At 65.7% G+C, this 19,655-nt stretch carries 17 protein-coding genes; 10 read left to right on the plus strand and 7 right to left on the minus strand.

The window, feature by feature from the left end; genetic code table 11:
• The first annotated feature begins 39 nt into the window (after window positions 1-39).
• From cobD to EO156_RS00325, 7 genes are all read left to right on the plus strand, one after another.
• Window positions 40-1,023 (plus strand): threonine-phosphate decarboxylase CobD, encoded by a 984-nt coding sequence (cobD, locus tag EO156_RS00295; RefSeq protein ID WP_029828376.1) that lies wholly within the window; start codon window positions 40-42, stop codon window positions 1,021-1,023.
• The gene (locus EO156_RS00300; protein ID WP_026007146.1) at window positions 1,020-2,495 is read left to right on the plus strand and encodes a cobyric acid synthase; all 1,476 of its coding nucleotides are present in this window, start codon (window positions 1,020-1,022) and stop codon (window positions 2,493-2,495) included. Before cobD ends, EO156_RS00300 begins: the two co-directional genes overlap by 4 nt.
• Window positions 2,483-3,004, plus strand: a complete 522-nt coding sequence (gene cobU, locus EO156_RS00305) for a bifunctional adenosylcobinamide kinase/adenosylcobinamide-phosphate guanylyltransferase (RefSeq protein WP_026007145.1) — start codon at window positions 2,483-2,485, stop codon at window positions 3,002-3,004. Before EO156_RS00300 ends, cobU begins: the two co-directional genes overlap by 13 nt.
• A complete protein-coding gene (gene cobT / locus EO156_RS00310) occupies window positions 3,001-4,047 on the plus strand; it encodes a nicotinate-nucleotide--dimethylbenzimidazole phosphoribosyltransferase (RefSeq protein WP_005913598.1) in 1,047 nt (348 codons plus the stop codon). The genes cobU and cobT overlap by 4 nt, the downstream gene beginning before the upstream one ends.
• Window positions 4,044-4,634: a histidine phosphatase family protein gene (locus EO156_RS00315; protein ID WP_016850683.1), complete on the plus strand. Its 591-nt coding sequence runs from the start codon at window positions 4,044-4,046 to the stop codon at window positions 4,632-4,634. The genes cobT and EO156_RS00315 overlap by 4 nt, the downstream gene beginning before the upstream one ends.
• Window positions 4,631-5,365 (plus strand): adenosylcobinamide-GDP ribazoletransferase, encoded by a 735-nt coding sequence (locus EO156_RS00320; RefSeq protein WP_016850682.1) that lies wholly within the window; start codon window positions 4,631-4,633, stop codon window positions 5,363-5,365. Before EO156_RS00315 ends, EO156_RS00320 begins: the two co-directional genes overlap by 4 nt.
• A 232-nt stretch (window positions 5,366-5,597) precedes the next feature.
• Window positions 5,598-6,509: a GyrI-like domain-containing protein gene (locus EO156_RS00325; RefSeq protein WP_124632089.1), complete on the plus strand. Its 912-nt coding sequence runs from the start codon at window positions 5,598-5,600 to the stop codon at window positions 6,507-6,509.
• On the opposite strand, the gene EO156_RS00330 is transcribed toward EO156_RS00325, so the two are convergent.
• The 7 genes from EO156_RS00330 to EO156_RS00360 all read right to left on the minus strand — a co-directional run bounded on the left by EO156_RS00330 (window position 6,413) and on the right by EO156_RS00360 (window position 16,802).
• Window positions 6,413-7,702 carry a type III PLP-dependent enzyme gene (locus EO156_RS00330; RefSeq protein ID WP_016850680.1) on the minus strand — a complete coding sequence of 430 codons (1,290 nt, stop codon included), beginning with the start codon at window positions 7,700-7,702 and terminating at the stop codon, window positions 6,413-6,415. The genes EO156_RS00325 and EO156_RS00330 overlap by 97 nt on opposite strands.
• Window positions 7,699-9,468: an IucA/IucC family protein gene (locus tag EO156_RS00335; RefSeq protein WP_016850679.1), complete on the minus strand. Its 1,770-nt coding sequence runs from the start codon at window positions 9,466-9,468 to the stop codon at window positions 7,699-7,701. The genes EO156_RS00330 and EO156_RS00335 overlap by 4 nt, the downstream gene beginning before the upstream one ends.
• On the minus strand, window positions 9,446-10,642 hold the full coding sequence (locus EO156_RS00340; RefSeq protein WP_016850678.1) for an MFS transporter: 1,197 nt from the start codon (window positions 10,640-10,642) through the stop codon (window positions 9,446-9,448). Before EO156_RS00340 ends, EO156_RS00335 begins: the two co-directional genes overlap by 23 nt.
• Complete coding sequence (locus EO156_RS00345) at window positions 10,639-12,441, minus strand: IucA/IucC family siderophore biosynthesis protein (RefSeq protein ID WP_016850677.1); 1,803 nt, start codon at window positions 12,439-12,441, stop codon at window positions 10,639-10,641. The genes EO156_RS00340 and EO156_RS00345 overlap by 4 nt, the downstream gene beginning before the upstream one ends.
• Entirely contained in the window at window positions 12,438-13,664 is a 1,227-nt protein-coding gene (locus EO156_RS00350; RefSeq protein WP_016850676.1) for an ATP-grasp domain-containing protein, read from the minus strand. The genes EO156_RS00345 and EO156_RS00350 overlap by 4 nt, the downstream gene beginning before the upstream one ends.
• Before the next feature lie 234 nt (window positions 13,665-13,898).
• On the minus strand, window positions 13,899-16,040 hold the full coding sequence (locus tag EO156_RS00355; RefSeq protein ID WP_016850675.1) for a TonB-dependent siderophore receptor: 2,142 nt from the start codon (window positions 16,038-16,040) through the stop codon (window positions 13,899-13,901).
• On the minus strand, window positions 16,041-16,802 hold the full coding sequence (locus tag EO156_RS00360; protein ID WP_005921428.1) for an aldolase/citrate lyase family protein: 762 nt from the start codon (window positions 16,800-16,802) through the stop codon (window positions 16,041-16,043). It lies immediately after the preceding gene.
• A gap of 343 nt (window positions 16,803-17,145) precedes the next feature.
• Between EO156_RS00360 and EO156_RS00365 the strand changes: the two genes are divergently transcribed.
• The 3 genes from EO156_RS00365 to EO156_RS00375 are packed head-to-tail and all read left to right on the plus strand — an operon-like array spanning window position 17,146 to window position 19,635.
• The gene (locus tag EO156_RS00365; RefSeq protein ID WP_011052079.1) at window positions 17,146-17,724 is read left to right on the plus strand and encodes a hypothetical protein; all 579 of its coding nucleotides are present in this window, start codon (window positions 17,146-17,148) and stop codon (window positions 17,722-17,724) included.
• Window positions 17,721-19,037, plus strand: a complete 1,317-nt coding sequence (locus EO156_RS00370) for a DUF6792 domain-containing protein (protein ID WP_029828401.1) — start codon at window positions 17,721-17,723, stop codon at window positions 19,035-19,037. Before EO156_RS00365 ends, EO156_RS00370 begins: the two co-directional genes overlap by 4 nt.
• 28 nt (window positions 19,038-19,065) lie before the next feature.
• The gene (locus tag EO156_RS00375) at window positions 19,066-19,635 is read left to right on the plus strand and encodes a hypothetical protein (protein ID WP_026007143.1); all 570 of its coding nucleotides are present in this window, start codon (window positions 19,066-19,068) and stop codon (window positions 19,633-19,635) included.
• The last annotated feature ends 20 nt before the right edge of the window (window positions 19,636-19,655 follow it).

Genomic DNA, 19,655 nt, shown 5'->3' on the forward strand with positions numbered 1-19,655 from the left:
ACGGCGCAGGTGGCGCCGCGCCGCCACCGGGAGTGCGCAATGCTTGAACACGGCGGACGTCTGCGCCGCGCTGCGCAGGCCTACAACATTCCGCTCGCGCAGTGGCTGGACCTGTCCACTGGCGTGAGCCCGTTTGCATGGCCAGTGCCCGCCATCCCGGAGCATGTGTGGCAGCGCTTGCCCGAAGACGACGATGGCCTGGCCGAACGCGCGGCTGCATATTACGGCGCGCCGCGGGTACTGCCGGTGGCCGGCTCGCAGGCGGCGATTCAGGCCTTGCCGCTGCTGCGCGCACCCAGCCGCGTCGGCGTGCTCACGCCTGGCTACGCCGAGCATGCGCAGGCATGGCAGCGTGCCGGACATCAGGTCGTGCCGATGAGCGCTGCGCAGTTGCTGCAAGCCGGTGAGACGTTGGATGTGATCGTGCTGATCCACCCCAATAACCCATGCGCCGACCGCTTCGATCCCGACACGCTGCTGCAGCTGCATGCGCGGCTTGCAGCACGCGGTGGGTGGCTGGTGATCGACGAGGCCTTCATGGATGCGACCCCGCAACATAGCGTATGCGCCTTCACCCAACGGCCCGGTCTGGTCGTGCTGCGCTCGGTGGGCAAGTTCTTCGGCATGGCAGGCGCACGTGCGGGATTTGTCTGCGCAGATCGCGCATTGCTGGATGCAGTGCGCGAACGCTTGGGGCCGTGGACGCTCGGCGGCCCGGCACGCTGGGCCGTGCAACAGGCATTGGCCGATACGCCGTGGCAGTTGCAGGCATGTGCGCGCCTGCACGCGGCATCGCAGCGGCTTGCGCAGCTGTTGCATGCGCATTCGATCGCACCTACCGCAAGCACTGCGTTCTTTCAGTGGTGTCGGCGCGAGGACGCCGCCACCCTGCACGTCGCGTTGGCGCAACGCGGCATTTTGACGCGGCTATTCGACACACCGTCCAGTCTGCGCTTCGGCCTTCCCCCCGATGCCGCGGGCGAAGCGCGTCTGGATGCGGCCCTGCGGCAGGTGCTGGCATGAGCGCACGCGTGCTGATGGTGCAGGGCTGCACCTCCGATGCGGGCAAGAGCACGCTGGTGGCCGCGCTGTGCCGGTGGCTGCATCGCCAGGGCATTGCGGTGGCGCCATTCAAGCCGCAGAACATGGCGTTGAATTCGGCAGTGACGGTGGACGGTGGCGAAATCGGCCGCGCGCAGGCATTGCAGGCACAGGCATGCGGGCTGGAGCCGCAGACCGATTTCAATCCGGTATTGCTCAAGCCCAACAGCGATACCGGTGCGCAGGTGATCGTGCACGGGCAGCCGGTCGCCACGCTGGATGCGGTGGGCTATCACGCCTACAAGGCAACCGCGTTCAAGGCGGTATTGGCCTCGCATGAGCGCCTGGTCGAGCGCTTCGATGTGGTGCTGGTGGAAGGTGCCGGCAGCCCGGCCGAGATCAATCTGCGCGCCAACGACATCGCCAACATGGGGTATGCCGAAGCGGTGGATTGCGCCGTCATTCTGGTGGCCGACATCGACCGCGGCGGCGTGTTCGCCCATCTGGTCGGCACGCTGGCGTTGCTCTCGGCCAGCGAGCGCGCACGCGTTGCAGGTGTTGTGATCAATCGGTTTCGCGGCGATCTTGCGCTGCTTCAGCCCGGCCTGGAATGGCTGGAGCGCGAAACGGGCAAGCCGGTGCTCGGCGTCTTGCCGTATCTGCACGGCCTGCAGCTGGATGCCGAAGATGCGGTGCCGCGCAACGCGCCGCAGAAACCGCAGTCGCAATTGCGCGTGGTGGTGCCGGTGCTGCCGCGCATCAGCAATCACACCGACATCGACGCGTTGCTGGCGCATCCGCAAGTGGATGTGCGCTTGATCGGTCCTGGGCAGACGCCACCGCCGTGCGATCTGATCCTGCTGCCGGGCAGCAAATCCACCCGGCACGATCTGCAGTGGCTGCGCACGCATGGGTGGGACGCCGCCATCGCCCGTCACCTGCGCTATGGCGGAAAACTGCTTGGCATCTGCGGCGGACTGCAGATGCTGGGCACCCATCTCCACGACCCGGATGGGATCGAAGGCGCAGCGGGCAGCAGCCCCGGTCTTGGGTGGCTACCGCTGCAAACCACGCTGCAGCCGCACAAGCAATTGCATCGCGTGCACGGGCGCCTGCTGCTGGGCGATGCCGGTGTCAGCGGCTATGAAATTCACTGCGGCATCAGCAGCGGCGCTGCGCTGGCACGGCCATTGCTGCAGCTGGACGATGGGCGTACCGATGGCGCCATCTCCGACGATGGCCAGGTGCTCGGCACCTATGTGCATGGTGTGTTCGACCACCCGCAGGCACTGGCTGCATTGCTGGCATGGGCCGGTCTGGCGCAGGCCGCGCCACTGGATCTTGCCGCGCTACGCGAAGCCAGCCTGGAACGTCTGGCCGATGCGGTGCACACGCATCTGGATACCGCCGCACTGACACGCCTCATCAGCAGGGAGGCGGCATGCAGCACCTGATTCTTGGCGGCGCCCGTTCGGGCAAGAGCGCACTGGCCGAGCGCATCGCGGCAGCGTCCGGGCGCGCAGTGACCTACCTGGCTACAGCGCAAGCCTTCGATGAGGAAATGCATCGGCGCATTGCCCATCACCGCAGCCAACGCCCAGCGCATTGGCAGTGCGTGGAAGAGCCCATCGCGCTGGCGGCAAGCCTGCAGGCGCATGCCGCGCCGGATCGCTGCGTGCTGGTGGATTGCCTGACCCTGTGGCTGAGCAACCTGCTTGGTCACCCGGATGCGGACGTATTCGCGCGCGAGCGCGACGCACTGCTGGCAACGCTGCCGCAGATGCCGGGGCAGATCCTGCTGGTCAGCAACGAAGTGGGGCAGGGCATCGTGCCGTTGGGTGAACTCACGCGTCGGTTTGTGGACGAGGCTGGCTGGCTGCATCAGGCATTGGCGCTACAGTGCGAGCGTGTGGTGTTGGTGGTGGCAGGGTTGCCGATGGTGTTGAAAGGAGAGCGCGTGTGAGGAGCGATTGGATCTTTGGTGCCTGCGCAGTGCCGGACGCGCGCATGCGCTCTGCCGCGCTTGCCCGGCAGGAACAGCTGACCAAGCCGCCCGGCGCGCTGGGCCGGCTGGAACACCTGGCGGTGCAGCTGGCAGCCTGGCAACGCACCGAACGGCCAGGAGCGCAGCGGGTCTGGATCGCGGTGTATGCCGCCGACCATGGCGTAGCGGCCGAAGGGGTCTCGGCATTTCCGCAGGCGGTCACCGGCGAGATGGTGCGCAATTTCGCACGCGGTGGCGCCGCCATTGCGGTACTGGCGCGCGAACTGGGCGCGCGGTTGGAAGTGGTGAATCTGGGCGTGGTCAACGACCCCGGCGACCTGCCGCGGGTGCGGCGTGCCTGGATTGCGCCTAGCAGCGCCAATATCTGCGAACAGCCGGCGATGACGGCCACCCAATTGCGCGATGCGCTCGCCGCCGGTGCCGACAGCATCGCGCAGGCCAGGAGCTGCGATACCCAGCTATTTGTCGGCGGCGAGATGGGCATCGGCAACACCACCTCTGCCGCGGCGCTGGCTTGCGCCTTGCTGTCGCAGTTCCCGCAGGCGATGGCCGGTGCAGGCACCGGCCTGGATGCCGAAGGCATCGCGCACAAGGCCACCGTGATCACGCGTGCGCTGGCCTTGCATGCCGATGCATCGAGCCCGCTGGAGCGTCTGCGTCGACTGGGCGGATTCGAAATCGCTGCCCTCGTCGGCGCCTATATCGCCGCCGCGCAGGCCGGCATCCCGGTGCTGGTGGATGGCTTCATCACCACGGCGGCGGCACTGGTGGCCACGCGCCTGAATCCCGGCGTGCGCGAGTGGTTGTTGTTCGGGCATCGCTCGCAGGAGCGTGGGCATGCGGCACTGCTGCGTGCGCTGGATGCCGAGCCCTTGCTGCAACTGGATCTGCGTCTGGGCGAAGCCAGCGGCGCGGCGGTGGCGATTCCGCTACTGCGCAGCGCCTGCGCCTTGCACAACGGCATGGCGACCTTCGCCGAAGCCGGGGTATCGGACGCATGAGCGCGCAGATCACCTTGTTGCGGCATGGCGACACGGGGCAACGCAGTTATCGCGGCCAGCTCGACGACCCGCTCACCGAGCTGGGCTGGCAGCAATTACGTGCGGCCACTGCCGATGGCGTGTGGGACGCAGTCGTGGCATCCACGTTGCAGCGCTGCGCTTTGTTCGCCACCGAGCTTGCCCAAGCGCGTGCCATGCCGCTGCAGCTGGACCCGCGCCTGCGCGAATATCACTTTGGCCGCTGGCAGGGCGTGCCGGTGGCGGATATCGACCGCGACGACGGCGATGCGCTCGGCCGGTTCTGGGCCGACCCGGTAGGCCACCCGCCACCGCAAGCCGAACCGTTCGCAGACTTCTGTGCACGCTTGTCTGCGGCACTGGACGACATCGTGGCGCGCTATCCGGCGCAACGCGCGCTGGTGGTCACCCACGGCGGCGCCATCCGTGCGCTGCGCTGCATCGTCGAAGCACGCGCCTTCGGCAGCATGACCGACATCGCCGTGCCGCACGCCTGCCTGCATCCGCTGGCCTGGCCACCAGCCGTCGCGACGCCGACAGCCGTTTCCATGGCGTCCAGCTCCGGATGATCGACGGCTTGCTTGCCGCGGTCGGGTTCCTGACCCGCATGCCGGTGCCCGGCTGGGTGTTCGCCCGGCCCGGCGCGCAGGCGCGTTCGCTGCCGTGGTACCCGGCCGTCGGTCTGCTGATCGGCGCAGTGCTGAGCGCGTTGGCGTGGTGTTTGCGGGATGCGGCGCCGTTGCTCGGGGCCGCGATGTTGTTGAGCAGCTGGGTCTGGCTCACCGGCGCCTTGCACATCGACGGCCTGGCAGACACGGCCGATGCCTGGGTCGGCGGCATGGGCGATCGCACGCGCACGCTGGCGATCATGAAAGATCCCACCAGCGGCCCGATGGCGGTGACTGCGGTCGTGCTGATCCTGTTGCTCAAATGCGCGGCGCTGGCCGCCTTGTTGCCCACGGCGACGGGCGTGGTATGGCTTGCTCCGCTGCTGGCGCGCACGGCGCTGGTGGCCGCTTTTTCGACGACGCCCTACGTGCGTGCCGGCGGGCTTGGCAGTGGCCTGGTGGGCAGTTCGCGTACTGGCTTGCGGTTGTCGTTGCTGCTCGGGCTGGCTTGCGCGTTCGCCGGCGGACGCTTGCGCGGCATGCTTGCCTGTGCGGTGGCGGGCGTGGTGTTCGTGCTGTGGCGTCGTGCCTGCCTGCAGCGCCTGGGCGGCATGACCGGCGATACCTGCGGTGCATTGGTGGAGGTCAGCGAAACAGCGGTGCTGGTGGCGTTGGCGCTGCAAGCGAGCTGAAGCCTGCGTGCAACCCGGTTGCGATGGAATCGGGCAAGCACGTCTGCTGCGTGCGGTGGTATGGATCGCTGCTCTGTTTCAAAGCCGCAGTTGCCCGGCAAGTGGCGAACGGGTGCAGGCCACCGTACGTCGCTACAGCCAACAACGCGGCCAGGTGCGGCAACTGCGCAAGATCGGGACCGCGCCTGATGCCAGTGTGCGCGATGCTCACCGCCTTCCAGAGGAGTCGCCCATGCCAGCAGCAACCTCGGTCGTCTTCCATCGGCAGCGTGCGGTCGAGAGCGTCGTGGCCCATTTGCAGGCCAGCATCCGCGCTGGGGAACCGCTGCCGGACCTGGCCACGCTGGCTGCGCTGGCGCATCAATCGCCGCCGCATTTCCATCGCGTGTACCGGGCCTTGGCGGGCGAGACATTGGGCACGACCACCGCGCGGTTACGCCTGAGTTATGCACTGCATCTGCTGGGCGAGCAGGGCCGCTCGGTCACCGAGGTGGCATTGGCAGTCGGCTATCACAGCCCACAGGCGCTGGCGCGCGCGTTTCGGACGGTGCTGCAGGCCAGTCCGTCCAGCCTGCGTAACGTACCGCAGCTGCGCGCGCACAAGTTGCAGCAACTGGCCGGCCCGTTGCTGCCGGCGCAGGCGTACAACCCGCCATTGCAGGTGCTGGTGCAGGTGCTCGACCCCCTGGAAGTGGTGGTGCTGCGCCAGCGCGGCGCGTTCGAGGATCTGGACCGTGGCTTCGGCCGCATCGCCGCGTGGGCCGAGCGCAGCGCAGTGATCGACCGCTTGCAGGCGCTGATCGGGCTGCCGCTGAGCGACCACCGCGATGTAGCGCCGCAGCAGCACCTGTTCGACTGCGCGATGGCATTCGACACCGCCGTGGTGCCGCCAGCGCCCCTGCACCTGCGCCAACTCGGCGGTGGCCTGCACGCGGTGATGCGTCACCTAGGAAATTACGCGGGACTGGAAGACGCACTCGACCAACTGCTCGCGTGCTGGCTGCCGGACAGCGGTTACACACTGCGCGAAGCACCGCTGCATTACCGCTATCTCGACGACCCGGAAAGCGTCGCCGAAGCCGAGTTGCGTGCAGACATTCGGGTGCCCGTGCAGCGGTCGGGCGAGGCCGCATCACCCAGGTAATGCGTCGCCGACAAAAACACCATCTGCGGCGGCGGATGCATCAGAAAGCGCTGGTGCGAAATATTCCACGCATAGGCGCCCGCTAGCGGGAAGGCCAGGCAATCGCCAGGCGCCAGCGCGGCGACATGCTGGTCGCGTGCCAGCACATCCTTGGGCGTGCATAACTGGCCGACCAGGGTCACCGGGGTATCGCGCAACACTGGCGCACGCTCACCGCGCAATACACGGAACGGATGATCGTGGCCTTGCGCGGCCGGCGTACGAAAGTGATGCGTGCCACCGCGGGCGATCGCAAACCAGGCGCCGTGGCTGCGTTTGAGATCGAGCACCTCCATCAGGTACCAGCCGCAGCTGGCGCTGACGTAACGGCCCGGCTCCAGCCGCAGGCGCAGGTCCGTAGCGTGTTCGCGCAGCAAGGCAGGCAGCCCGGCGCAGAAGCCGGCCCAGTCGAACGACGCTTCCGGTGCCAGATAATCCACACCGAAGCCGCCACCGGCGTTTACCCGCAGTGGGCCAAGCGCATAGGTCTGCCGCCATTGCTGCACGGTGCGCAGGTAGGCGGCGACCAGATGCAGCTGCGCGGTGGCGTCGCGTTGATGCGACATCAGATGGAAATGAAAGCCTGCCAGGCGCAGCGATGGGCTCGCCTGCAGTCGCTGCATCGCTGCATGCAGATCGCACGGATCCAGACCGAACGGCGAGGGTTGCCCGCCCATCATCAAGCGCGTGCTTTGCGCGCCGGGCACGGCGATATTCATGCGCAGAAACACCGGCACGCAGCGGCCGGCGTGCGAAGCGACCTCCGCCAGCCGTTCGAGTTCGCTCAGGCTTTCCACATGCACGGTGCAGTCGGGCAGGGCGGCTGCCTGGGCGAGCTCGGTGTCGAGTTTTCCCGGTCCGCCAAACAGCAAGGGCGCCTGTGGTTGCTGCGCATGCAGCCAGGCCAGCTCGCCACCGGAGGCGGCCTCGAAGCCGTCCACATGGGGTGCCAGCGTGCGCAGGATCGGTGGCTCTGCATTGGCCTTGGCCGCATAGAACAGTTCGCACTGCGCCGGCAACTGCGCACGCATCCAGGCCGCGTGCGTGTCCAATGCGGCCAGATCGTAGACATACGCGCAGATCGGACCATCGCAGCGTTCGCGCACCCGCGGCAAGGCAGCAAGCATTGCCGCGGTATCGATCTGCAGGCTCACGCCGCCACCTGCCGCTGCGCCGCGGTGCGAGGGATGGGATTGGGCAGCGCGGTGTAGTCGGATTGGCGATCGGCACGCTGCCATAGACGGGTACCCAGATTGTTCTTGCCCGGCAGTGGTGCGCCGTCGAGCAGGCCTTGCAGCGCCGCTTGCGCGCCATGGCGTTGTTGCCAGCGCAGTGCGATCTCGCCCACGCATTGCCATAGCCGCGCTTGGAGTGCGGCATCGCCTTCGCCGAGATGAAAGATCGCCTCGGCCAGATTGTTGACCAGCGCGCAATACGCCACCCGGTTCCAGCCCTGTTCTGGCGTGTAGTACAGCGATTGGCGTGCGCGTTCGCCGACGCCGCGCAGGCGCGCGGCCGGCCAGTGATGGGCGAGCAGCTTGGTGCCTTCCAGGTCGCGGATCCACACCCGCGTCGGCCAGCCGTCGGCAAAACCGATCACGGTGTTTTGCAGATGCGGCTCCAGCGCGATGCCATGCTGGAACAGCGCGCTCCACACTCCATCCAGCAGTAGCCCGGCATAGGCGCGGAACCACAGCAGCGTTGCGGTTCGGTGGCCCATCTGCGCACTGCCAAGCGCCCGCAGGCGCGCGGCGCACACGCTATCGCCCTGCGCATCACAGGTGAACAAGGCCGCAGCCACCTGTGGTTGCCAGCGTGCACGTTGCGCGGCGGGAATGCCTTGCCGGTACAGAATGCCGAAGCTCTCCGACAAGGCACGCGCAGCCAGCGGGTCGGCGGCATGCAATGCGTGATCGACCGAGGCCACATCCAATGAAGTCGCCGCCGGCTCCAGCATCACATCGAAACCCGGCACCTGTGTGGCCAAGGCACGCCAGCTCGGTGCCAGCAGTTCGGTGAGCGCAACCGCACTCTCCAGTTCGTACCATGCGTTCTTGCGCACGCAGTTGGTGAGCCGCACATGCACCGAACACTTGAGGAAATACGCGAGTTCCGGGTGATACAGCGTGCGGACCGACGAGGTCGGCCGCAGTGCATCGCCCAACGGGCCGACCGGCGCGATCAGGCCGCGCGCCTGCAAGCTGCGCAGCAAGGGGGCGTCGAGCAGCCGCTGCGCTTCCCAGGGGTGGCAGGGGTAAAGATCGTCGCTGCCGCTGAGCTGCCTCAGTGTCGCGCGCACGTCGCGTCCCTGTGTGCGTAGCAGGCGCGGGTCGATGCGGAACCAGAACAGCTGGAACGCCGCGCGCGCTTCCGGTGCGCAGGCCAGCACCTGATCCAGATCCACGCCCTCGCGGCTCTTGGGCGTGGGGTGCAACGCATGCCCCCAGAGCATCGATTGTTCGGCGTCGATCATCGCCTCGCCGGTGGCGGCGGTGACCTGCGCCTGGCGCAATAACGCAGCGGTGACGGCCACGCTGTTGGCGCTTTGCGCCAGCAGCTCCGGGTTGATGGTCTGCGCGCTGCCCAAGGCCTGCAGCAGGCAGCGCGCCAGCGCTTGCGCATCCAGGCTATGCCACGGTTTGCCGGCGCTCTTGAGAAACGGCGCGGAGGCGAAACGGCAGCGGCCCATGCGATCGGCATAGGCGATACGCACGCACAGCGCACCGCTCTCGCCCAGGTCGATGCGCAGCCAGCGTTGTTCTGCCACGCGTGGGCCGGGCCGATCCAGTCCGCGATAGTCGAACTGCACCGCATGCTGCGGAATCGCGAATTCGCGCAGATAGCAGTTCAACCAGCAGCTGCAGGCCTGCGCGTCGGCCATGCTGTCGTACCAGGGGTCATGCATCGTGTGCGGCGACATCGGCAGTTCTCCTCGAAGGGAAGCGCACCAGGACGGTGAGTGCAGCAGCGGCCGCGGCCAGCGCGGCAGCCAGGAAAGGGGTGGCGGGGCCGGACGCCTGTGCCAATGCGCCGGCAGCGGCACCGGCGAACACACCGGCCCATTTGCCGCAGGCATCGAAGCGGCCGAACAGGCGCCCGGCGCTATGCCCGCTGGCGATGTGCGCCAAGCTGCGGTTGAGTCCACGCAGCCCGAACAGCATGCCGAAGCCGAACAACAGTCGCGCCCCAGCCAGTGCGAGCGCATCGTGCAACAGCGCCTGCCACACGCAGGCCGCCGCGAACAACGCCAGGCCCGGTACCAGCCACGCCTCGCCATCGCCGCGTCGCCACCACGGCAGCACCACCAGATACACCAGATGCGGCAGGCTGTAGAGCAGGCCGGCAAGCGCATCGTGGCCGGCGCCGCGCGCGAGCGCGTACGGGATGAAATACGGGAACGTCACCACCATCGCGAAGCAGAACAAGAACTGGGCGAGCAGCAGGGCTGGCCACGAGGTCGCGGCAACGGTGCGCGGCGATGCAGGCGATGAAGCGGCGTGCGTTAAGGACGTAGCAGGTGTGCCGGCAGCGGGTTCTCGCGCAGCAGGCTGATCGGCCGGCAGGCGCCACGTCAACGCAAACGCAATCAATGGCAGCAACGCCAGTGCGCGATACAGCGATTGCGCAGGGCCCAGCGCCAGTGCCAGGCCCAGCAGTGCAGGTGCACTCACCATGGCAAGCCGGGCCGAATACTGTGTCCAGTCCAACGCAGGCGCCAACGGGCCGGCCTGCGGCTGGCTGGCCAGATACGCATTTGCCGCCGCCAGCGAACCGCCACAGGTGCCCTGTACGATCAGGCCGATGACCAGCCAGGTCAGCGACGGCGCGAAGCCGGCAATGGCAAAGCCCAGCGCCAGGCCCAGTTGTGCGCGCAGCAGCGAACGCTTGCGTCCATTGCGGTCCGCCCAACGCCCCCAGGTGCTTGCCGTCAGCGCGGTGCAAAGCGTGGGCAATACATACAGCACGCCGCTCCAGCCCACGGCGGCCGACGGTGCGAGTTCGGCCAAGACCTGCGGCAGAAACAGCGGCATGCCCAGCGCCGTGAATGCCGCCAGATAATGCGCAGCCAGTACCGGAACCAGGATGCGCCTCATCGCGGCGCGCCCGCTTGCCTGCGCGGCGGATGTCGCGCATCGGCGAACGCATCGCCGAACGGATTGGGCGCGCTGTCGCCGTAGAACTTGTTGATGTCGGTGGCGCCGGTGAGCTGCTTGCTGAGCAGGCTGCCGGCGCTGAGCAGGTACTTCACCGGCAGCCGTGGCGTGGCCAACAGGTGGCGTGCGGGGCCGATATCGATGCCGTCGCCTTCCAGTTGCGCCAGCGTTGCAGCGACCTGGGCCTGCAACTGCGCGTACAGCGGCGCGCGGAGCGCGGGCTGCCATTCGGCCAGGCCTTCCAGCACCGCCTGCAGATCCAGCTGCAGCACGATCGTGCAGAACATCTGCGCCAATGCCTGTGGATCGTCTACCGCAATACGCGCATCCTGCAGCGGGCCCAGTGCATCCACCTCCGGCAGTGCTTCCCGCAATTGCGGCAGCGCAATCCGCGCAGCGTCGTTGTCCTTCATCAACAGGCGCGTGGCTTGGCCATCGGCATACACCAGCACGCTGTTCTGCTGATTGGCTTCCAGTGCAACGCCATAACGCAGCCACAGGCGCAGATGCACGGCAAGCAGCAGCTCGGTGTAGTCGCGCCACCAGCGCAGCACGTCGCCATGCGCAAAACGTTCGGCAAGATGGATCGCCATCGGGCGGCCATCGGGCATGGGCGCGCATAACGCAGCCACCGGGACCAATGTGGCATCGTCCAGCGCTGGGTAACGCCGCACCAGATAGGCAAGATGCCGCGTCTGCCCGACATGCCCCCCGTGCGACTCGTCGACGAACACGCAACGGTCTTGCAGTGCAGGGTCGACCGCATCGATGTGCCGCAATGCGCGCTCCATCCAGTGCCCGTCATACAACGTGGACGGCTTGATCAGACGCAGGTTGAGCGCGCCCAGCGTGCGCATCGGAATGGGCAATTTGAGATGCAGGTGCGGATGCTGCAGCGGCACCAGCGTGCGCACCGACAGCGTTGGGCGCACGTCCAGCCAGGCGCTCGGCGCTCGATGCACGCCCTCGGGCAGCGCGAAGCCTTCCTGCTCCAAGCGCTCCCAGACCATTGGATGCACCGGCCAGGCGAGATGCGTGGCGGTCAGTTCCGGCGGTAGACCCAGGTTTTCGAACTGCGGCCATAGCGCGGCCGGCGGGGCGCTGGTGCATTGCGCCAACGCCTGTGGAATCGCCAGCCAACGCAGCGCAAAGGTCGGCGCGAATTCCGGCGCGTAATGGCGCAGTTCGGCCGCATCCAGCCCGGACTTGGCACGCGCGGTGGGATAGAACGGATGGTCGCGGTAGCTGGCCAGCTGATCGCAGCGGTAGGCACGCTCGGCGGCATCGGGGTGATGCAGCGCATTACGCAACGCCGGTGCCTGCGCGTGGTAGGCCTGCCGCGCCAGCCCGCGGTGCGCAGCGGCGCAGTCGGCTTCGTCGGCGTAGGCACGATGCAGCTGTTGCGTTTCGCTATCGAGCTCTGCACTCAGGCGTTGCAACCAGGCGTGTGCACCACGTTCGACGTGCACGCCGTCGCTGTTGCGCACAATCCAGCTGTCGCCGCAGGCCCCGATGTCCTGCAGCGCGCCTTGACGATGGATCGGCAGCCAGATCGTGCCGCCGGGCAGGTGGGCGATGCGCCACCAGCCCTGCACCGGGATGGGGTCGGTCCACTGCGCCAGCACCTCGGCGTCCGGTACCGCCGCACTGCCGCGGGTCGCAATCCCGCGCAGGTCTTCGCGCAGGCAGGCATCGATGATGCGGGTGGCGATGTAGCGTTGGTCGGCCATGCTGCTCATGCGCGCAATTCCGCGCCATCGATGCGCCACTGCAGCCCCGCTTCGGCCTGCACCACTGCGTGTTGCAGTGTCTGCGCATCGCGTGCCAACGCGCTCAGCACGCCCAGATAATCCTTGTTGGAATGGCTCAGGCGGATGCGCTCGCCCGGTGTGCGCATCCGCCGGTACTGCACGTCGCTGTGCGCATCGTGCCGGCGGTGGTCTTCGCTGGCGGCGACCAGTTCGCCGTCGTGTTCGGCCACGTAGTAGCGCAGCAAGGCATGTGCATGGGCACTGCGTAGCGGTGGCAACGGCAGGCCCAGATGCGGTGCCAGCGCCGCGTTGAACCATTGTTTGGCAAACATCTCGTCAAGCAGGAATTCGCGGCGGTCGCCGATGCTGCGGTAATTGATCTCCACCAGCACCGGCCCGTCGCCGGTGAGAATGAATTCGCTATGGCACAGCCCGAAGCCGACACCGAACGCGCGCAGTTGTTGCAGCGCCTGCGCGATCACCGGTGTGTCCACGTCGGCATCCCACTGCGCTTCGCATTCGACGAAATGCGGTGGCGGCGACAACCGCACCTTGAAGCCGCCGACGGCTTGCAGGCGCTTGCCGTCGCCCAGCGTTTCCAGCGTAAACAGCGCACCTTCCAGCATGCTTTCCAGCAGCACGGTGCGCTGCGGATGGCGCTGCCATACATCGTCCAGGTAGGCCTGCAATTGCGCCGCATCGGCGCAGTAGCGCACATCCAGGCTCGCCACGCCTTCGCGAGGTTTGGCCACCACAGGCCATGGAATCTGTGCCGGCAACGCCGCACCCGGCGCCAGCGTGCAAAACCATGGGCAGGGCAGCCCATGCGCACGCAAGCGTTGGCGCATCGCGGCCTTGTTCTTGGCGGCGTAGCACACCTGCCAGTCCTTGCCCGGCAGGCCAAGCGCTGCGGCCACCAGCGCGGTGCTGGTCTGCAGGTGGTCGCTATTGCTGAACACCGCGCGCGGGGCGATGTCTGCATCGTGCAATACGTCGAGGACGCCAAGCGGATTGAACACGTCGCATTCGATCACCCGCTGCGGTGCATGGCTCGGATGCTCGCGGAAATAAGCCAGGTGGTCGAGCCGGTGGTCGGTCAGCAACCACACCGGCAGGTCCAGCGCGTGCGCGGCCGGCAGGAAACCTTCGGTGATGGCCGGATGGCAGACATGGGTGAGGATCACCAACGGTGCAGCGGATGTCGCAATCATGGCAGCTCTCGTTCGACAGGACGGTGGGGAAAACCGGTACTGAAACGGGCTGCCTGGCGCCATGGCGGCGGTGGGTGGCCTGCGATACGTCGATCGCATGCCGCGTGCTGCGGCAATGATGCGTGCCTCATGCACGCCGTGTTGTCTTGGCGCTCGTCAGTACGACCGCCGTCGCTTCACGCGCAACTACGCCTGTGCATTGGTCGTGTGCAGCGCTTGCCACGTGATGCAGGTTTAAAACGTGTACTCCAGTCCGGCAGTGACGGTGCGCGCAGGCGCGGCCTGACGCCCCCAGGGGCTGGTGTCCACGCCACGGAACCAGTAGTGCCGGTCGAACAGGTTGTTGATCGCCAACGATGCACTGAACTTCTGTCCATCGCGTTCGAACAAGGTATGGCTCACTTGCGTGTTCCAGACCATGTAGGCCGGCAACTGACCCACCGACGCGATGGCGTTCTCTTGCACGGTGTTGGCCGCGTCGCTGAACGCCTTGCTGAAGTAATAACCGGAAAGCGCGACAGTGGTGTGACCGAGCGCGTACGTGCCGCCCAGCGTGATCTGGTTGCGCGAGGTGTAAGGCACGCGCAAGCCACGGAATGCGCCCGATTCCTGGCTGGCATCCAGATAGGCATAACTGGCGTTGAGGGTGAGCGCACGCAGTTGCTCAGGGCTCCACTGCAGTTCCAGCTCGCCACCTTGATGGCGGGTCCTGCCCAGGTTGCGAAACACGCGCGTGGTGTTGTCGAGTTGAATCTGTTGGTCGAAATCGATGAGATACCCACCCAACTGGATGCGTGTGCGCTCGTTGGGTTGATAGCGCGCGCCGGCCTCGTAATTCCATGCCAGCTCGGCATCCAGGTTGTTGCCGAAGATGATCTGTGTGACCTGCGGCGCGCGCATCGAGCGCTGCCCGTCGGCGTAGAAGAACCACTGCTCAGTTGCCTGGAAGCCCAACGTCAGCCCGGGCAAGACATCGCGCGTTTGGTTGAGCGTGCTGACGCCAGTGGCGCGATTGAAATAACGCGAATCCAGCCGCTCGTAGCGCAGGCCTGGCGTGATCGTCACGCGCTCGTCCGGTAGGGTGATGGCGTTGCTGATGTATGCGGCCAACGCACGGTCTTCGAACTGCCAATCGCGCACGGTGGTGAATAGCCCGTCGCGCAGACGCAGATTGCCCACCAGAAAATCGATGTCCTCGCGCACTGCACGCACCCCGGCAGTCCATTGCTGACGCACGCCACCGGCATCGCCCATGCTCCAGCTCAGCCGTGGCTCGCTGCCGACCACGCGGAAGTCGCGCGGTGCGGTCTGGCGCAGTTGCGGCGGCAAGTCCGAGCGCCACGTCTCGGTGGAGGCCTGGCGCATGCCGACAATGAAATTGCGACTGCTGCGTGCACTGAAGTTGCTCCAATCCAGACGCACGTCCTGCATCGGTCCCCAATCGCCCAGCAGCTGTTCGTAGCTCAGCGACGCACGTGTGGTGCGGCCGTTGAAGCTGTCTAGCGGGCGGGTGGACTGGCGCGGGTCGCGCCGATAATCATCCGGGCTCAGCGCGCCGGCCAGATCCATGTCGACCAGATACCGCTGCACGCTGGCATTGAGCAGCTTGGTGTCGTCCAGCCACCATTCGGCACGTACGCGCAGATTGCTGATGTCGGTGTCGCTATGGGCGCGCCAGTACTCGCCATAGGTGCGATTGGCATCGATCTGCATCCCGAAATGATCGGTGAGATATCCACCGCTGCTGAGCGCACTGTCCTGCAGGAACTGGCCCTGGCCGCCGGCGGTGACCTTGTGCGCCAGCGTGGTGCTCCACGCGCTCGGGATCTCCTTGCTGACCAGGTTGATCACCCCGCCCACGTTGTTCGGTCCGTATTGCACGGCCGCACCGCCACGCACGATGTCGATGCGGTCGATCTGGTTCAACCCCACCGGGAACAATGACAGGCTGGTTTGCCCATACGGGGCCAACGCCAATGGAATGCCGTCTTCGAGCACCTGCACGCGACCGCTGCGGCTTTCGTACAGGCCGCGCAGCATCAGCTGCGGCAGCGCGCCGGTGCCGGTTTCGTCGAAGATCTTGATGCCCGGCACGCGTTGCAGAGCATCGTCCAGCGAACGGTTGCCGCCATTGCGCAACTGCTCGCGGTCGATCACCTGGCGGCTGCCGGCGTAACGCTGCACATCGTCGGGTTTGGAGCGCCCGAGCAGGCTGCCCTGCACCTGGATCGCATCCAGCGCGCGAATCGGCGTGCCGCCACCGCTCGCATCGAGCACATCGGTCTTCGGCGTATCGCTTGCGCGCGTCAGCTGCGGCAGCGTCAGCGTGCTCGCCGCGATCGCGATGGCCAGGGCGTGGAAACGGAACGTCGACATCTACGGCGTGCTCCTGCAGGCGGGAGGTGAGTGGGGAACGGCAAGGCTGGCCAAATGGCCGCGCAAGGCGCGTTGGATCAGCGCGCGGTCTTCACCGGCCAGCAGCCAGCGCAGCTCCGGCTGTTGCAGCCAGTGCGCACGTTGCGCGTCGGTGCGCGGGTTGGGGCAGAACGGGACGTTTGCAGCAAGGCACTGCGCGTGCAATTGCAGCAGCAATTCCCACACCTGCGGGTGGGTGGGCTGCGGGCCCAGACCAAGATCCAGCGCCAGATCCAGCGCACCTTCCATCACCAGGGCCACGCCGGGGATGGCAAGAATCTCCGGCAGGGCAGCCACGCCGGCGGCGCTTTCGATCATCGGCACGAGACGGATGTTCGCATTGGCCTGCGCGATGTAGGTGGGCAGATCGACAGTGCCGAAGCCGGTGACACGGCCGCCGGTGATGCCGCGCCGGCCCAGCGGCGGGAAGCGCGCCGCGGCGATGGCGTCGCCGATCTGCGCCGCAGACTCGGTACGCGGAATCACGATCCCGCGCGCGCCGGCATCCAGCACCCGGCCAATCAGTTTTTCGTCCACTTCCGGCACGCGCACCCAGGCCTCGCAACCCGACAACTCGCAGGCGCGGATCGCATGTTCCAGCGTGTCGGGCGCACGCAACACATGCTCCAGATCGAGCACCACAAAGCCATAGCCGATGCGACCCAGCAATTCGCAGAGCTGCACGCTTGGCACTGCATTGAGGATGCCGACTGCAACCGCCATGGAAGAGGCCGCCAAGGAAACGGGCGCTCATCCTGCGCTTAATGGGAATGATTATCAAGCGTGTCTGGCGGTCTTTTTGGGTAACCACTGCGGCTTGATTCCGATGGGTTAGCTTGGAGCCTGTAGACAGTCATCCCACACACCCGGAGCGTTGCTGCGCACTTTGGAACCGTTCAACAGCACGTGTCTTACGCCGAACCCAATGTTGTTGCTGCCAAGGAAACGCCGTAGCCTTGAGAAACAAGGCGTTTATCGGCCAACCACTATGTACCGCACTTCAGCCGCGCTGCTATACATCTCTCTGACGATTTCGCTGTGCGCATGCGGAGCAAAGGAGACCACGATGCAATCCAGGGACGCGCAGGCGCGCGACGAAGACGGCGATCCGATCTATCGGAAGAACCCGCATCCGAAGCAAGCCTATCGGATCACGATGACGATTGAGAATGCGCCAGGGCCGTTTGGTTTCGTGGACGGTGCTACTTTTTATCAGATGTCTGATCATCAGCAATGCACTCCGATCGAGCCGATTGCCGGGGTTTGGTCCAAGCAGAAAGAAGACAGTGTTCCCGCAGTCTTCAAAAAAATCGACGAGACGACCTACGTAGCGACAATTTTTGCAGATGGCATGATTGATGCGGATTATTACGGAAAGGGAGTTTGCCATTGGGAGTTGACTGGTGTCGGCATGTCGCTAAAAGCGACTGGAAAACATGAGGAGACTGACTTTGCGCCTAGTTTGGAGAAAGAGCAGGTTCTGCAGTCGGCCTCAAAGAAAACTTACTTTTGGAGAGGCGGGTATCCAAAAAGTGGCATCGAGGACTTCCCGGATACAGGGAAACCATCTGCCGAGAATTACGCTGAGCCAAACCGAAGAAATCTGTTTGTTGTGACTCTCAAAGCAGAGAAGGTTTCTCCATGAGCCTAACCAGTCAGCAATACGCAGCGCTTGCGTATGACGCATACCAGAAGCCAGATCGGGTGGGACCGAGAAGCCCCATCGTAGATATTGGTGGTGTTCCTTGCAGGCACCTGGACTATATAGACAGGCCTTCAGGTTATCAGGGTGTAATCTATGAGAGGGCCGACACAGGTGAAATGGTAGTTGTCCACCGAGGAAGCGAGTTTGATCGCCAGCCCTTACTGGACGGTGTACTGGCCGATGGTGGGATGGTCGCGACTCGCCACAATGCGCAGGTAGCAGACGCCATCACGTTTACGCAGCGCGCCTTGAAATATGCAGAGCAGAAGCATCTCAGTACCGGTCTACCAATCCCCGATGTGACGGTTGCAGGCCACTCGCTCGGTGGCAATTTGGCACAAGTTACTGCGCATCACTTCGGCCTTAAGGGGCAGACCTTCGACGCCTACGGCGCGGTCAGTCTGGATCGGCGGATCCCGGAGGGCGGAGGCGACGTAATCAATCACGTCATGGCCGGCGATGCAGTCAGCGCCGCAAGCCGGCATTATGGTCAAGTCAAGGTCTATGCCACACCGCAGGAAATTGCTGTCCTAAAGGCCGCAGACTACGCCAACGACCGCAGTGCGCTGGACACGCGTGATCCGCTTTTGGCGGCTGTCAGGTTGGGTGAATCGCATCGCATGCATAACTTCCTGCCAGTCGATGGGGCAGGCAAAGCGGATACCTCCGTCTTGGAAGACCCTTCAACGCAGCAGCTCGCTCGGCAGTACGCGCCGATGATCGAGAAGTATCGCGGCGACATCGAGACGCTACGGTCCGGCTTGACGGTGTACTCGCGTGGAATCCCTGGGCTGGCCCGCGATGGGTTCGATCACCTGCGCGGTCCGTTGGAACCGGGAGCAGGGCGTCGGGAGATGGATGCGCCGACCTGGCAGCAGCAGATGCAGCAACTTCAGCAAGACCGCGAGCGCAGCCATGCGCCACAGACCTGGCAGGTGCCGCTCAAGCAGGATGCGCAGGAAGTGCGTGCGGCGTCGCCGACACACGGCGGCAAGCCGTCCTCATTGCAGGAGGACCACAGCGCATTTCTGGACCGCATGTTGGCCGCCGCGCAGAACGGTGATCGTGATCAGTTCCGTCAGATGACACAGGCCCTGGCCAACGAGCCGCCTGGCCGCGCCTTGCGCGCCGAGGCTGTCGAGGCGGTGAATCAGCAGGAACAGCAGGCGGCCCAGCAGGCGATGCAAGCGCAGCGGCAACAGGCCGAGCTGCAACAGCAAGAAACCATGCGCATCGGCGCGCGCAGTCTGTAGTGTTATCACCAGCAGGGCAGGACGCACGATGCACACACAAGACCCGATGGAGCTGGTCAGCAAGGCCGCTGCCTTGATGGAGCAGTTCGAGCGTCGCTGCGCCGAATTGGAACAACTGCAACGCCGGCTTGCGCAGCAGTTGGAGCAAGTGGCCCAGTCGCTGCCAACCGTGGTCACCCGTTCGGCCGAGCAGACACTGCAGCGCGTGCCCGACACCTTGATTCGAAGCATCCAGCAGGGAATGGACCAACCCGTCGCCGGCTTCGAGAAGCGGCTACAGCAAGCCGGCGGTTTGATCGGCGAGGGCGCGCAGTCGCTGGCTGATCAACTCAAGCGTATCGAACGTGGGCAGCGCCTGCTGCTATGGAAAGGCGCTGCGGTTGTCCTGGGAAGCTTGCTGCTGTTGCTGGGCGGTGGTGGATGGTTGTTGGGCCAGTACCGCCAGCAGATCCGCGACACTCAGTTGCGTGCGGAGTTGCTGCGCGCCTACAACGCTGCGGACGTGACGTTGTGTGGCGGGCAGTTATGCGCCAATGTGGACACCAAGGGCGCGGCCTATGGTGATCGTCGCCAGTATCGGCTCGTCAAGCCACGCTGAGGTCGGCGGCAACTCGGTTG

The sequence above is a fragment of the Xanthomonas sp. DAR33341 genome (genome assembly GCF_003992815.1).
Classification (GTDB): domain Bacteria; phylum Pseudomonadota; class Gammaproteobacteria; order Xanthomonadales; family Xanthomonadaceae; genus Xanthomonas; species Xanthomonas cissicola.

Excerpts from the sequence above, each read along its gene's own strand:
- EO156_RS00375 (WP_026007143.1), top strand. The coding sequence starts at position 19,066 with ATGCACACACAAGACCCGATGGAGCTGGTCAGCAAGGCCGCTGCCTTG.
- EO156_RS00325 (WP_124632089.1), top strand. The coding sequence starts at position 5,598 with ATGCCAGCAGCAACCTCGGTCGTCTTCCATCGGCAGCGTGCGGTCGAG.
- EO156_RS00315 (WP_016850683.1), top strand. The coding sequence starts at position 4,044 with ATGAGCGCGCAGATCACCTTGTTGCGGCATGGCGACACGGGGCAACGC.
- EO156_RS00355 (WP_016850675.1), bottom strand. The coding sequence starts at position 16,040 with ATGTCGACGTTCCGTTTCCACGCCCTGGCCATCGCGATCGCGGCGAGC.
- EO156_RS00300 (WP_026007146.1), top strand. The coding sequence starts at position 1,020 with ATGAGCGCACGCGTGCTGATGGTGCAGGGCTGCACCTCCGATGCGGGC.
- EO156_RS00340 (WP_016850678.1), bottom strand. The coding sequence starts at position 10,642 with ATGAGGCGCATCCTGGTTCCGGTACTGGCTGCGCATTATCTGGCGGCA.
- EO156_RS00370 (WP_029828401.1), top strand. The coding sequence starts at position 17,721 with ATGAGCCTAACCAGTCAGCAATACGCAGCGCTTGCGTATGACGCATAC.
- cobU (WP_026007145.1), top strand. The coding sequence starts at position 2,483 with ATGCAGCACCTGATTCTTGGCGGCGCCCGTTCGGGCAAGAGCGCACTG.
- EO156_RS00320 (WP_016850682.1), top strand. The coding sequence starts at position 4,631 with ATGATCGACGGCTTGCTTGCCGCGGTCGGGTTCCTGACCCGCATGCCG.
- EO156_RS00335 (WP_016850679.1), bottom strand. The coding sequence starts at position 9,468 with ATGTCGCCGCACACGATGCATGACCCCTGGTACGACAGCATGGCCGAC.
- cobD (WP_029828376.1), top strand. The coding sequence starts at position 40 with ATGCTTGAACACGGCGGACGTCTGCGCCGCGCTGCGCAGGCCTACAAC.
- EO156_RS00360 (WP_005921428.1), bottom strand. The coding sequence starts at position 16,802 with ATGGCGGTTGCAGTCGGCATCCTCAATGCAGTGCCAAGCGTGCAGCTC.
- EO156_RS00365 (WP_011052079.1), top strand. The coding sequence starts at position 17,146 with ATGCAATCCAGGGACGCGCAGGCGCGCGACGAAGACGGCGATCCGATC.
- EO156_RS00345 (WP_016850677.1), bottom strand. The coding sequence starts at position 12,441 with ATGAGCAGCATGGCCGACCAACGCTACATCGCCACCCGCATCATCGAT.
- EO156_RS00350 (WP_016850676.1), bottom strand. The coding sequence starts at position 13,664 with ATGATTGCGACATCCGCTGCACCGTTGGTGATCCTCACCCATGTCTGC.